Below are 13,184 nucleotides of genomic sequence, written 5' to 3' on the forward strand. Positions count from 1 at the left end.
TCAGGCCTGCCAGTCGACGCGCTTGACCTTGCTCAGGAACTGCGCGGCGGTCTCCGCGCTGCCCGCCGACGCGCGGAGCGACGGCTGGCCCGACCGCGGCGCGTCCCACGGGAACAAGGTCGCGATGGCGGTGTCGGTGACGAGCATGAACGGCGCTTCCTGGCCCGAGGGCGAGGGGTCCATCCGCCACATCTCACCCGATTCGGCGCGGTAGCCACGCCACTGCGGGATCCGCTCGACACCCTGCTGCTTGGGTTCGACCCTCATCGTGCCGACGCCCGCGACCGTCGTCAGGTAGAACGCCAGGGACAGCTGGAAGCGCTTGCCCGGGTCGGCCGTCAGGCCCTCGGGGGTGTCGTTCCACGTCACGCGGGTGAAGGCCTCGACGATGTCCCTGGACTCCCACTCGGGGTCGTAGAACAGGCCGTGCGCCATGTTCCACGGCCCGATCCAGGTGGCCCACCTGGCGTCGGCCGGGTCCTCGCAGTCGTAGACGACGACCTCGCCGCCGGCCAGCGAGAAGCGCTCGCGCTCCCGCCCGCGGACCGAGTTCACGCCCGCGGCTAAGGACGACTTGGGGGCGAGTTCGAGTGCCCAGACGTCCGCGGTCGTTTTCCGTCCGCCGTATTTCGGGGTGTAGCGAACGTGGCCGCCCCACGGGGTCAGCGAATCCTGTTCCGCGTCATCGATTTCGAGTTGGATGATTGAATTTGAGACTGTTCTGACGGTGGATACATGCCCCATTGAGACCCGGCCTTTCGTCGGCAGATACTGGAGCTGATCTTTGCGGACGAAGTTTCACACGGCTTAATGGTCGCGTCAATACTTGATTATTGTACTGAGTTATTGGTCAGGAGTTCGGGCTTTGGGCTGGCCGGAAACAGGTCGGCCTGCGTTCTCTCCGCGATGGCACGCACCGCCCATGACCGGAAACCGTGATTTCGGTAGCGCTTGTTGATGTTGGTGCGGCTATGATCCACTCCGGAGGCGTACAGGTGCCTGGTGGCCCTCCTGGTCTTCAAAACCAGTGGCGCCGAGCATCTCGGCGCGGCGGGTTCGATTCCCGTCCGCCTCCGCTGACCGACGACACGGGGATGGTCGCGAGTGGATCGACGCAGTTCCGTGCCACGGACCGATGCGATGCTGGCCGACCGGCGGCTGGTGGCCGCGCAGGACCGGCTCGGCCGCGGTCTGGTCAAGGCCGCCGTCGCCGGCGCGCAGCAACGCGTCCGCGAGGGCGTCACGCATCCCCGCGACGCCGTGGACGTCGCGCTTTCCCTCCTGCCGCCGACCGCCTGCGGCCTCAGGCCCGTCGTCAACGCCACCGGCGTGCTCGTGCACACCAACCTGGGGCGGGCGCCGCTCTCGCCGGCCGCCGTCGCCGCGATCACGGCCGCCGCCGGCTACACCGACGTCGAGATGGACCTCGCCGACGGCCGGCGCGCCCGCCGCGGCCGCACCGCCATGGCCGCGCTGGCGCAGGCCGTGCCTGAGGCGGGGGCCGTGCACGTGGTCAACAACAACGCGGCGGCGCTCGCCCTGGCCGCCACCGCGCTGGCGCAGGGCAAGGAGATCGTCGTCAGCCGCGGCGAGCTGGTGGAGATCGGCGACGGGTTCCGCCTGCCCGAGCTGCTGGAGTCCACCGGCGCCCGGCTGCGCGAGGTCGGCACCACGAACAGGACCGCGCTGCGCGACTACCAGGACGCCTGCGGCCCCGGCACCGGCTTCATCCTCAAGGTGCACCCGTCCAACTTCCGCATCGAGGGCTTCACCTCGCAGGTCCCGGTCAGGGAGCTGGCCACGATCGGGCCGCCCGTGGTCGCCGACATCGGCTCGGGGCTGCTGCGGCCAGATCCGCTGCTGCCCGACGAGCCCGACGCGGCCGGGACGCTGTTCCAGGGGGCGGCGCTGGTCACCGCGAGCGGCGACAAGCTCCTCGGGGGCCCGCAGGCGGGCCTGCTGCTCGGCGAGGCCGCCCTGGTGGAGCGGCTGCGCCGCCATCCCCTGGCCCGCGCGCTGCGGGTGGACAAGCTCACCCTGGCCGCGCTGGAGGCAAGCCTGCTCGGCCCGGCGCCTCCCGTGCGCCGCTCGCTCCACGCCGGCGCCGCCGAGCTCATGGAGCGCGCCGAACGCCTCGCCCGGCGGCTCGGCGACCGCGCCGAGGCGGTCAGCACGGTCGCCAGGGTCGGCGGCGGCGGCGCGCCCGGGGTGGAGCTGCCGAGCGCGGGCATCGCGGTCGACCAGGAGCTGGCCGTACGGCTGCGCCGCGGCGATCCCGCGGTCGTGGGCCGGGTCACCGGCGGGCGGCTGGTGCTGGACCTGCGCGCGGTCGACCCGGGCCAGGACGAGATCATCGCCGCGGCGGTGGAGCGCGCGTGCACGTGATCGCCACCGCCGGGCACGTGGACCACGGCAAGTCGACCCTGGTCAGGGCGCTGACGGGGATGGAGCCCGACCGCTGGGCGGAGGAGCGCCGCCGCGGCATGACCATCGACCTCGGCTTCGCCTGGACCACCCTGCCGGCGGGGGAGCGGATCGCGTTCGTCGACGTGCCGGGGCACGAGCGGTTCGTCACCAACATGCTGGCCGGGGTGGGCCCGTGCCCTGCCGTGATGTTCGTGGTGGCCGCCGACGAGGGCTGGCAGGCGCAGTCGGCCGAGCACCTGGCCGCCCTCGACGCCCTGGGCGTACAGCACGGCCTGGCCGTCGTCACCCGCGCCGACCTCGCCGATCCCGAGCCCGCGCTGCGCCAGGCCCGGGAGCACCTGGACGAGACCGGACTGGCGGGAATCGGCGCCGTCGCCGTCAGCGCGCGGACCGGGCAGGGACTGCCCGAACTGCGGGCCGCGCTCACGCGGCTCGCGGGCACGCTCCCCGCGGCCGAACCGCGGCAGCCGGTCCGGCTGTGGATCGACCGGGTGTTCACCATCAACGGAGCAGGGACCGTCGTCACCGGGACGCTGGCCGCGGGCACCCTGCGCGTCGGCGACGAACTGGACGCGGGCGGGCGCCGGGTCAGGGTCCGCGGCCTCCAGACGCTCGGCGAGAAAGCGGAACGGGTCACCGCGACGGCCCGCGTCGCCGTCAACCTCCGCGGCGCCGACCGCGGCGACCTGTCCCGCGGCACCGCCCTGCTGACACCCGACGCCTGGACGGACACGCAGGTCGTCGACGTGCGGCTGGATCCTGGCGTGCGGCAGCGGGCGGAAGCCGTCCTCCACATCGGGTCGGCCGCCGTCCCCGTCAGGCTGCGCGCCCTGGGCGCGGGCACCGCCAGGCTCACCCTCGGCCGCCCGCTGCCGCTCAGGACGGGCGACCGGGGCCTGCTCCGTGACCCCGGCCGGCACGAGATCCTCGCCGGGCTGCGCGTGCTTGACGTTCGCCCGCCCCCGCTGCGCCGCAGGGGCGCCGCGGCGGCCAGGGCGCGGGCGCTCGACGAGGTCGGCCTGCCCGACGCGGCGGCCCTGCTGCGCTGGCATGGCCTGCTGACGGGAGCCGAGCTGGCCAGTATGGGGTGCCCGCCCGCCGGCACTCCCGTGGCCGGAGACTGGTACGCCGACCCGGCGCACTGGGCGGACCTGGGACGCCGGCTGGCCGATCACCTGTCGCGGCGGCCCGCGCTCGACCCGGGGATCACCGTGGACGCCGCCGCCCGGCTGCTCGGCCTGCCCGACCGGCGGCTCGCCGAGGCGCTCGCCGTACCTCCGCTGACCGTCGAGGGCGGCCGCGTGCTGCCCGCGGGCCGGTCACTGCCCGCACCGGTCGCCGGGGCGGTCGCGCGGCTGGCCGCCGACCTCGCCGAGCACCCCTTCCACGCGCCCACCGCCGAGCGGCTCGAAGAGCTCGGCCTGACCGGGGGCGCGCTGGCGGCGGCGCTCCGCGCGGGCGCGCTGACCTCGATCGGGAAGAACCTCGTCCTGCTGCCCGGTGCCCTCGACCAGGCGGCGGACACGCTGGCACGGCTGCCGTCACCCTTCACCGTCAGCGACGCGCGGGTCGCCCTGGACACGACCCGGCGCGTCGCCGTACCCCTTCTGGAGTTCCTGGATGCCCGTGGAATCACCCGGCGTACCGGCGACGGACTGCGCGTGTGCCGGTCCGGAGACTGACATCGACCTGCTGCTCGCGCACGCCCGCGCGGGGCTCGACCGCCTGCGTCCCGCGCAGGCCTGGGCCGCCGCGGGCCGTGGCGCGCTGATTGCGGACACCCGCCCGGAGTTCCAGCGCAGGGCCGCAGGGGAGGTGCCGGGAGCCATCGTCATCGAGCGCAACCACCTGGAGTGGCGGCTCGACCCGAAGTGCGAGGCCCGCATCCCCGAGGCCACCTCCCACGACGTCCACTGGATCCTGATCTGCGCGGAGGGCTACTCCTCCTCGCTGGCCGCCGCCGTGCTGCGGCAGCTCGGGCTGCGCAACGCCACCGACGTCATCGGCGGTTTCGACGCCTGGGCGGCGGAGGGACTCCCGATCGTCCGCCCCGCCCACCCGACGCCTCCTCGTGGCCCCGGCGAGGCCGGACTGCCTCAACCGCCGGTGACGTCGACGAAGATCGGGTTGGCGTAGCACCACAGGTCGCCCCAGGGGCTGTCGTTCTGGCCCGTGTCGGCGGCCGGCTCGATGCTTCCCGGGGCGTGCCGGTTGCCGTCGGTGCCGCGCAGCCGGACATAGAACGGCTCGCGCACGTCCCTGAACCGGTAGGTGAAGCGGGCGGGACCGCGGTCGCGCGGCTCGAACGACCGCACCACCCGCACGTCGGCCGCCGCGGTGGCGTCACGGTCGGCGGACGGGCCGGTGACCGCGCCGCGGATCAGGTCGATCCTGGCCAGGCGGGGCACCTGTCCCGCGGCGTTCGGCCGGGTGGCGGGCTCGGCGACGACCGTGATGGTGACGTCGTCGCCCCGCCGTACCGTGAGCCGGCCGCCGAGCGTGACCTGCCCGTTGCCGGGGGCGTGCGCGTTGACGTGCAGCGCCTCGAGCAGGCCGCCCATGCCGACCCACACGCGGCCCGCGCGCAGGCCCTCCATGACCGCGCCGTAGTCGCGCGATGCGGCGCCCACCACGGTGCGGCTGAACTGGCCCGGCCAGAAGTCGGCGTGCCGCTGCGGCGTGCCCGTGTCGACCGGGTCCGGGTACTTGCCGTGCGTGTCGTACCAGTCTCCCGGCACGCTGGGCCGGGTGAGGGTGTCCTGGTCGTAGTAGTGGCCGTCGCTGTTGGAGGTGATCCACCAGCCCCTGCCCTCGGCCAGCATGGAGTCCCACATGCCGCCCACGATCGCCGCCGCCGAGTCGAACCCGCCGTAGGTCGGGAAGTGCTCCTGCCGCCAGCCCGGCCACGAGTCTGCGTCCGGGGTGTTGTTGTAGTCGCCGCGCGCCCTGATCTCGTTCTGCGCGCCGGGCGAGCCCTCCATACCGATCGCGATGGACGGCGCGGCGTCACGGAAGGCGCGCAGCTCGTGCGGCGCGTACCGCCCGCGCCGCATCACATGGTTGACCAGGAACAGCGCCTGGTCGGCGGCGCCGTTGCGCAGGGCCGCGTCCAGCCAGGCCAGCGCCTGCAGCGCCTTGGCCTCGTTGGCGGCCGAGGAGGCGCCGGTGCCGTTGACCCGCGAGTCGAAGAGCCGCTCGAAGACACGCAGCAGCCCGATCTCGTCGCGGGCGCCGTCGAAGAACACGGTGGCGTGCTCGCCTCCGGGCACGTTCAGCTCCAGCCCCTGCCACACCAGCATGTCCGGGTGATTGCCCCGGGAGGCGAGCACGTCGGCGTAGGTGGACTCCACGGCGAACTTCTCGTGCGCGGCGTGCCCGTGGTCGGTGATGACCATCCAGTCGAGCCCGTGCCTGGCGCCGCCCGCCACCTGCTGCTCGATGGTGTACATGGCGTCGTAGCTGTACTGGGTGTGGATGTGGTGGTCGCCGGCCAGCCACTGGTAGCCGCGCGATCCTCCGCCGCGCGCGGTCGCCGCGGCGGGCAGGCTTCCCAGCACGGGAGCCACCGCGGCGCCCACGCCGAACAGGCCCACCCGGCGCAGGAAGGCCCGGCGGCCGAGGTCGGCGGGCGACAGCGCGTCGTCGGGGATGCCCAGGTCGGCGTACTCGGGGCCGCCGAGCGGGTGATCGTGGTGATGGTGGTGATGGGCGTCGGTGCGGCACATGGGGGCTCCTAGGGGGGTTCGGGGTCTCTCGTGCCTGAAAGCGCTGGGGGTTCTAGTCGTGTCTGGGGGCCAGGACGATGTCGCTGACCAGGCCGAAATGATCCGAGGGCCAGACGCGGACGCCGTCGAGCTCCTCCGGCTCGGTGAAGGCGAGCGCCGTGCGCAGCGGCTCGCCGCGCAGCAGGTCGTCGCCGCCGGTGAAGATGTAGTCGATCCTGCGCGAGGGCTCCCTGGCCCGGCGGGCGTAGTCGTTGGCCCGGTCGAACGTCGCGCCTGGCGAGCCGTCGCCGCCGTAGGCCCAGGCGTCGGCGAAGTACACGCTCCGCCCCTCGACCACCGCCAGGCCGCGCAGGTAGCGGATCTCGTCGGAGTCCGGATCCGCGTTGAAATCACCCATGATCACCGGCGGGAGGGCGGCGTCGAGCTCCGCCGCGCGGCCCACGATGAATCTCACCTGCTCCAGCCGGATCATGCCGTGGTTCTGCTGCCAGTTGAGATGGGTGACGAACATGGGCAGCTCGCCGTACGGGGTCTCGACCAGCACGTACAGCAGCGTCCGGGGTTCGGCGCCGCCGACCGGCAGCGGGATGGCGCGCTGCGCGCGGATCGGGCAGCGGGTGAGCACGGCGTTGCCCAGGATCCTGCCGTCCTGATGCTCGAAGGCGGGGGCGTAGGCCACCTCGTAGCCGAGCCCGTCGGCGAGCAGCCGCGCCTGGCAGGAGTCGCCGTCCCGCATCACCTCCTGCAGCCCGACGACGTCGGGCCGCAGGGCCGCCAGTTCGCGCCTGATCAGGTCGAGCCGTCGCGGCCACGGCCCGTTGGTGCCCCACAGGTTGAGCGTGGCGATCCGTAACGTCGTCACCGGCGGCCCAGCCGCAACGTGAGGATCTGGAACGGGCGCAGCCCGACAGGCACGCTCCCGTCGGCCTCGACGGCGACGGTCTCGCCCAGTGGGCGTTCCAGCAGGTCGGTCACCGTCACCTGGGTGATCGGGAACGACGCGCGCAGCCGCGTTGCGGCCCGGCCGCCGAGCGACTCGTACACCCTGACCACCACGTCGCCCGAGCCGTCGTCGGCCAGCTTGACCGCCTCGATCCTGGCGGCCCTGCCGTCCAGGCTCACCAGCGGCTCGGGTACGGGCCCCGCGCCGCCGGAGACCACGCGGGGCGGCAGATTGAGCGCGTACCCGGCGTCCACCGCCTCGGCGATCGACGCGCCGGGCACCAGCGCGTACGTCATCCGGTGCGGGCCCTGGTCGGCCTCGGGGTCGGGCGACTGCGGCGCGCGCACCAGGCTGAGCCGGGCGGTCGTGGTGGTGCCGCCGTCCTGGCGGGTGGTGCGGGTGACGTCGTGCCCGTAGGTGGCGTCGTTGGCGATGGCGACGCCGTACCCGGGCTCGCCGACGTGGATCCAGCGGTGGCAGGAGATCTCGAACCTGGCGGCGTCCCAGCTGGTGTTGGTGTGCGTGGGCCGGTGGACGTGCCCGAACTGGATCTCGGCGGCCGACCGGTCGGCGTGCACGTCGAGCGGGAACGCGGCCTTGAGGATCTTCTGCCGCTCGTGCCAGTCGATCTCGGTGGCGACCTCGATCCTGGGGCTCCCCGCCCGTACGGTGACCGTCTGCGTGACCCGCGACGCGCCGAACGAACGCTCGACCCTGACCGCGCCCACCAGCGGTCCGCGCTCCACGACGGTGACGGAGTCGGCGTGGGTGAGGTCGGCGCGCTGCCGCCGGTAGTGCGCGTCGATGTCCCAGGCGTCCCACTGGTTCGGGAAGTCGGTGTGCAACTGGAGCAGGTTGCCGCGCGTGCCGGGCGCCAGCACCTCCCGCCCGGCGACCAGGTCCCTGACCGAGGCGAACAGCCCGTCCTCGTCGATCACCACCCTGACCAGGCCGTTGTCCAGCGTGGTGCCCTCGACGGTGACGGGCGCGCCGGGCTCGGGGAGGGTCTCGAGCCTGGCCATGCCGCCGCCGGGCACGCCCTCCACCGGCTGCGGGGCGGCGTTGAACACCCACGAAGCGGTGCCCGGCCCGGCCAGCGCCGCGGTGGCGGAGCTGATGATCTCCTCGAGCTCGGCGCGGACCCGCGCGTAGGTGGCCTCGGCCTCCTTGTGCACCCAGGCGATCGAGCTGCCCGGCAGGATGTCGTGGAACTGGTGCAGCAGCACCACCTTCCACAACCGGTCCAGCTCCTCGTGCGGGTAGGCGAACCCGGCGTGCACCGCCGCGGTCGCCGCCCACAGCTCGGCCTCGCGCAGCAGTGACTCGCTGCGCCGGTTGCCCGCCTTGGTGCGCGCCTGCGAGGTGTAGGTCGCCCGGTGCAGCTCCAGGTACAGCTCGCCGGACCAGACGGCGGCGTCGGGCTGCTCCTCGCGGGCGGCGGCGAAGAACGCGTCTGGCGGCTGGACGACCACGCGCGGCGAGCCTTCCAGGTCGCGCAGCCGCCGCGCCTTCTCCAGCATCTCGCGGGTGGGCCCGCCGCCGCCGTCGCCGTGCCCGAACGGCAGCAGCGACCGCGTGCCCGCGCCCTTCTCGGCGTAATTGCGCACCGCGTGCGCCAGCTCGCTGCCCGAGAAGGTGCCGTTGTAGGTGTCGGCGGGCGGGAAGTGGGTGAAGATCCGCGTCCCGTCGATGCCCTCCCACCAGAACGTGTGGTGCGGGAACTTGTTCGTCTGGTTCCACGAGATCTTCTGGGTGAGGAACCAGTCCATCCCGGCCAGCCGGGCGATCTGCGGATAGGCCGCCGTGTAGCCGAAGGAGTCGGGCAGCCACACCCCGCGGCACTCGACGCCGAACTCCTCGGCGAAGAAGCGCTTGCCGTGCACGAGCTGCCTGGCCAGCGCCTCCCCGCCGGGGAGGTTGCCGTCGGCCTCCACCCACATGCCGCCCACCGGCACCCACTGGCCGCCCTTGACCGCCTCCTTGATGCGGTCGAAGATCTCCGGCCAGCGCTGCTTGACCCAGGCGTACTGCTGCGCCTGCGGACCGGCGAAGACGAACTCGGGGTAGTCGCGGGCCAGTGCGGTGACGTTGGCGAACGTGCGGGCGTTCTTGCGCTGGGTCTCGCGGATCGGCCACAGCCAGGCGGAGTCGATGTGCGCGTGGCCGACCCCGGAGACCGTGTGCGCGCTGGCGTGCGCGGGTGAGGCGAGGACCGCGGCCAGCCGGGCTCGGGCCTGGCTTGCCGTACCGGAGACGTCGTGGATGTCCAGCGCGTCCAGGGCGCGCTCGAGGGCGCGCAGGATCTCGTGGCGGCGCGGGTCGGTCTGCGGCAGCTCGGCCATCAGCTCGCGCAGGACCTCCAGGTCCAGGCGCAGATGCCAGACCTGCTCGTCCAGGAGGGCGAGGTCGGCGTGGGCGAAGCGGTACAGCGGCTCGTCGCCGGCGGTCGCGAGGTCGCCGAGCGGCGTGGGCAGGAAGCCGTCGGCCAGGATGTCCGGGTTGGCGGCCATCTCCAGCAGCAGGCCGACCTGGGGTCCGGTGACCGGGACGTACTGGTTCTGCGGCTCGAGGCCCTTGACCGGGTTGCCCGACAGGTCGTGGACCAGCGCCTCGGCCTGCCCGCCCGGCCAGTCGCCGATGAACCCGAGGTCGAAGACGGCCTCCACGCGCCGCCCCAGCCATTCGGCGGGCACGGTGCCGGTGGCGCGCAGCCAGGTCGTCGACCACGGGCGGCCCCAGCGGGTGCCCGCGGCGAACGGCTCGTAGGTCGCCTTCAGCGCCTCCTCGACGGGGACGGGCTCGCCGGGCACGTGCCAGGCGGCCAGCTCCAGCGGGATCCGAGCCGCGTAGACCGCCGGCGCGACGCGCTCGCGCAGCACCCGGTCGATCCGCTCCTCGACGAGCTTGCGGTCGTCGTGCATGTCAGGCCTTTCCGCGCAGGTAGCCGAGCTGGGGGAGCTCGGCCTCGTACCGTTCCAGCAGCCGTCCGGCCACGGCGACGGAGTCGACGAGCGGGTGGGTGGCCAGCGCGCGCAGCGCGGCCGCCCTCGAGCCGCCGGTCGCGGCCTCGATCACCGACCGCTCGACGGCCTTGACCGTCGTCACCAGACCCGCCGCGTGTCCCGTGAGGGGGCCGACGGCCAGCGGGCGCGCCCCGCCGGCGTCGACCGAGCAGGGCACCTCGACCACGGCGTCGTCGTCGAGCGGAGCGAGCGTGCCGCGGCCGCGCACGTTGAGGATGAGCGTGGTCCGCTCGTCCAGCGCGATCGCCCGCATCAGCGCCAGAGCGACCTGCTCGTAGCCGCCGGATTCCAGGTCGCACGACTCTCGCTCGCCCACGCCGGCCGCCTGGCGGTTCTCCGCCATGTACGTGCTCTCCCGCTCCAGCCTGGCGTCCTCCCACGCCGCCACCGCCGAGCCGCCCTCGTGCCCGTAGAAGCGCCGCTGCTGCTCGATGAGCAGCGCCCCGCGGGTAAGGCCGGCCGCCCGGCTGGCGGCCACCGCCTCCCGGTTGAAGTAGTAGTAGTGCAGGTACTCGTTCGGGACGCAGCCGATCGTGCGCAGCCAGTCGGCGCCGAAGAGCTTGCCCTCCTCGAAGGAGGTCAGCGCCTGCTCGTCGGCCAGCAGCCGGGGCATCAGGTCCCGCCCGTCGACGTGCACGCCGCGCAGCCAGCCCAGGTGGTTGAGCCCGGCGTAGTCCATCCGTACCGCCGCCGGGTCCACGCCGAGCGCCATCGCCACGCGCCGCCCGAGTCCGACGGGGGAGTCGCAGATGCCGATGACGCGCTCGCCCAGGTGGCGGGACATGGCCTCGGTCACCATCCCCGCCGGGTTGGTGAAGTTGATGACCCACGCCTCGGGCGCGACCGCGGCGATGCGCTTGGCCAGCTCGAGGGCGAACGGGAGCGTGCGCAGTCCGTAGGCGATGCCGCCCGCGCCCACCGTCTCCTGGCCGATCACGCCTTCCTCGATGGCGACCCGCTCGTCGACGGCGCGCCCCTGCAGGCCGCCCACGCGGATCGCGGAGAAGACGAAGTCGGCGCCCTTGAGCGCCTCGTCCAGATCAGTGGTGATCGTCACCTCGGGGGCGTCGGCGACACCGTCCGCCAGCTCCGCCAGCACCCGGCCGATGGCCGCGATCCTGGACTCGTCCAGGTCGTGCAGCGTGACGTGCGTGACGCGGCCGCTGCCCCGGTCGTTCAGCAGCGCCCGATACACCAGCGGCACGCGGAAGCCGCCGCCGCCCAGGATGGTCAGCCTCATACCTCGATCACCTCGACGCCCGCCTCACGAAGCGTGGACAGGGTGCCGGGATCGGCGCCCGCGTCGGTGACGACGACGTCGAGCTGCTCAGGCCCGCACACCCTGGCCATCCCTGTCCCGGGGAACTTGCCGCTGTCGGCCACGAGCACGACGTGGTCGCTCGCGGCGATCATGGCGCGCTTGACCGGGACCTCCACCACGGTGGTGTCCATGACGTGGCCGCCCGGCCGTACCCCGCTGGTGCCGAGGAACAGGCGGTCGGCCTTGATCTGCCGCAGGTTGTCCTCGGTGAGGAAGCCCACCAGCGACCGGTAGTCGCGGCGGACCATCCCGCCGAGCAGCAGCAGCTGGATGCCCTCGTCGTCGTTGAGCTCCTCGAGCACGGCCAGGCTGCTGGTCACCACGGTCAGGTTGCGGCCGCGCAGATGCCGGGCCACCCGGTGCGCGGTCGTGCCGATGTCGAGCAGGACGGTCTCGCCGTCCTTGACGAGTTGTGCGCATCTCTGCGCGATCCTGTCCTTCTGCTCCGCGCGCACCGCCGACACGTCGAGGAAGGGCTCGTCCTTCCCCTCGATCGGCATGGCGCCGCCGTACACGCGCCGCAGCAGGCCCTCGTCATCCAGCTGCACCAGGTCGCGCCGGATCGTGGCGACGCTGGTGTCCAGCCGCTCGGCCAGTGCCTCGACCGTGGCGGTCCCCTCGGAGCGCAGGATGCGCAGTATCAATTCGTGCCGTCGGTCTCGAAGCATGCCTGGGACGTTAGCGCTCAAAGTCGCTCAATGCTAGGGGGCAATTTCGCTCAAACTCTTGCGAACTTCGGCAAAGCGGTGCACCATCCACCGTAATTTGAATCGCACGCCCGAGGTGAAGCATCGTGACCCACCCCCCGCAACTCGATGTCCTCGTCTCAGGTCTGCTCTTCTTCGACGTCGCGTTCTCCGGCCTCGACCACGCCCCCCAACCGGGGACCGAGGTCTGGACCTCCGCGATGGCCTCCGGCCCCGGCGGCATCGCCAACTTCGCGTTCACGCTGAGCAGGCTCGGGTTGCGTACGGGCCTGGCGGCTGCCTTCGGCGACGACCCGCTCGGCGGCTACTGCTGGCAGCTGCTCGCCGACGGGGAAGGCGTCGATCTCACGCTGTCGCGGCGCTTCGCCGGTTGGACCACCCCGACCACCGTGGCGCTGGCCTACCAGGGCGACCGCGCCCTGATCACCCACGGCGCGGCGCCACCCATGAGCGCCGACGAGATGATCGGCGATCCGCCGCCCGCCAAGGCGGCGATCGTCCACCTGGAACTCGAGCCGGTGGCCTGGCCGCTCAGGACGGGCGGCCTCGTCTTCGCCGACGTCGGCTGGGACCCGTCCAGGCAGTGGTCGCGGGCGATGCTCGACCAGCTCGCCGGCTGCCACGCCTTCACCCCCAACGCCCACGAGGCCATGAGCTACACCAGGACCGGCACACCCGAGGCGGCCCTGCGCAGCCTGGCGGAGCTGGTCCCGCTCGCCGTCGTCACCTGCGGCGCCGACGGCGCCCTGGCCGTCGACTCCACCACCGGCGAGACCGCCCGCGTCCCCGGGCTGCCCGTCGAGATCGCCGACCCCACCGGAGCCGGCGACGTGTTCGGCGCCGCGCTCGTCGCGGCGACGCTGGCCGGCAGGCCCCTGGTGGAGCGGCTGCGCTTCGCCAACCTCGCCGCCGCGCTTTCCGTCCAGCGGGTCGGCGGAGCGGTCTCCGCGCCCACGCGGGACGAGCTCGACCACTGGTGGCAGCACCTCACCGACCCCGACCTCCGCCGTGACTACGCCTTCTTGAAGGAGCTATGAG

Annotated in this window: 10 protein-coding genes and 1 tRNA gene; 5 read left to right on the forward strand and 6 right to left on the reverse strand. The window is 73.2% G+C overall.

Annotated elements, in window-relative coordinates; genetic code table 11:
* Entirely contained in the window at nt 1–555 is a 555-nt protein-coding gene (locus tag KIK09_RS38830; protein WP_214324473.1) for a hypothetical protein, read from the reverse strand.
* 428 nt (nt 556–983) lie between these two features.
* Here KIK09_RS38830 and KIK09_RS38835 point away from each other — a divergent pair.
* The 4 genes from KIK09_RS38835 to KIK09_RS38850 all read left to right on the forward strand — a co-directional run bounded on the left by KIK09_RS38835 (nt 984) and on the right by KIK09_RS38850 (nt 4,563).
* A tRNA-Sec gene (locus tag KIK09_RS38835) sits at nt 984–1,077 on the forward strand.
* Between the two features lie 45 nt (nt 1,078–1,122).
* Nucleotides 1,123–2,385, forward strand: a complete 1,263-nt coding sequence (gene selA / locus KIK09_RS38840; RefSeq protein WP_308164574.1) for an L-seryl-tRNA(Sec) selenium transferase — start codon at nt 1,123–1,125, stop codon at nt 2,383–2,385.
* On the forward strand, nt 2,376–4,109 hold the full coding sequence (gene selB, locus KIK09_RS60260; protein ID WP_214324475.1) for a selenocysteine-specific translation elongation factor: 1,734 nt from the start codon (nt 2,376–2,378) through the stop codon (nt 4,107–4,109). The genes selA and selB overlap by 10 nt, the downstream gene beginning before the upstream one ends.
* Nucleotides 4,048–4,563, forward strand: coding sequence for a rhodanese-like domain-containing protein (locus KIK09_RS38850; RefSeq protein ID WP_214324476.1), 516 nt, complete (start codon nt 4,048–4,050; stop codon nt 4,561–4,563). The genes selB and KIK09_RS38850 overlap by 62 nt, the downstream gene beginning before the upstream one ends.
* Here the strand turns inward: KIK09_RS38850 and KIK09_RS38855 are convergent.
* The 5 genes from KIK09_RS38855 to KIK09_RS38875 are packed head-to-tail and all read right to left on the reverse strand — an operon-like array spanning nt 4,524 to nt 12,107.
* The gene (locus KIK09_RS38855) at nt 4,524–6,152 is read right to left on the reverse strand and encodes a PHP domain-containing protein (protein ID WP_214324477.1); all 1,629 of its coding nucleotides are present in this window, start codon (nt 6,150–6,152) and stop codon (nt 4,524–4,526) included. The genes KIK09_RS38850 and KIK09_RS38855 overlap by 40 nt on opposite strands.
* Nucleotides 6,153–6,204: 52 nt before the next feature.
* A complete protein-coding gene (locus KIK09_RS38860; protein WP_214324478.1) occupies nt 6,205–7,014 on the reverse strand; it encodes an endonuclease/exonuclease/phosphatase family protein in 810 nt (269 codons plus the stop codon).
* Nucleotides 7,011–10,016: an alpha-mannosidase gene (locus tag KIK09_RS38865; RefSeq protein ID WP_214324479.1), complete on the reverse strand. Its 3,006-nt coding sequence runs from the start codon at nt 10,014–10,016 to the stop codon at nt 7,011–7,013. Before KIK09_RS38865 ends, KIK09_RS38860 begins: the two co-directional genes overlap by 4 nt.
* Nucleotide 10,017: 1 nt before the next feature.
* On the reverse strand, nt 10,018–11,358 hold the full coding sequence (locus KIK09_RS38870) for a 6-phospho-beta-glucosidase (RefSeq protein ID WP_214324480.1): 1,341 nt from the start codon (nt 11,356–11,358) through the stop codon (nt 10,018–10,020).
* Complete coding sequence (locus tag KIK09_RS38875; protein WP_214324481.1) at nt 11,355–12,107, reverse strand: DeoR/GlpR family DNA-binding transcription regulator; 753 nt, start codon at nt 12,105–12,107, stop codon at nt 11,355–11,357. The genes KIK09_RS38870 and KIK09_RS38875 overlap by 4 nt, the downstream gene beginning before the upstream one ends.
* 125 nt (nt 12,108–12,232) lie before the next feature.
* Between KIK09_RS38875 and KIK09_RS38880 the strand changes: the two genes are divergently transcribed.
* Nucleotides 12,233–13,183 carry a carbohydrate kinase family protein gene (locus KIK09_RS38880; protein WP_214324482.1) on the forward strand — a complete coding sequence of 317 codons (951 nt, stop codon included), beginning with the start codon at nt 12,233–12,235 and terminating at the stop codon, nt 13,181–13,183.
* Nucleotide 13,184 lies beyond the last annotated feature (1 nt).

The organism is Nonomuraea sediminis (assembly GCF_018531495.1).
Lineage (GTDB): Bacteria > Actinomycetota > Actinomycetes > Streptosporangiales > Streptosporangiaceae > Nonomuraea > Nonomuraea sediminis.

Excerpts from the sequence above, each read along its gene's own strand:
- KIK09_RS38850 (WP_214324476.1), top strand. The coding sequence starts at position 4,048 with ATGCCCGTGGAATCACCCGGCGTACCGGCGACGGACTGCGCGTGTGCC.
- KIK09_RS38855 (WP_214324477.1), bottom strand. The coding sequence starts at position 6,152 with ATGTGCCGCACCGACGCCCATCACCACCATCACCACGATCACCCGCTC.
- KIK09_RS38865 (WP_214324479.1), bottom strand. The coding sequence starts at position 10,016 with ATGCACGACGACCGCAAGCTCGTCGAGGAGCGGATCGACCGGGTGCTG.
- KIK09_RS38870 (WP_214324480.1), bottom strand. The coding sequence starts at position 11,358 with ATGAGGCTGACCATCCTGGGCGGCGGCGGCTTCCGCGTGCCGCTGGTG.
- KIK09_RS38875 (WP_214324481.1), bottom strand. The coding sequence starts at position 12,107 with ATGCTTCGAGACCGACGGCACGAATTGATACTGCGCATCCTGCGCTCC.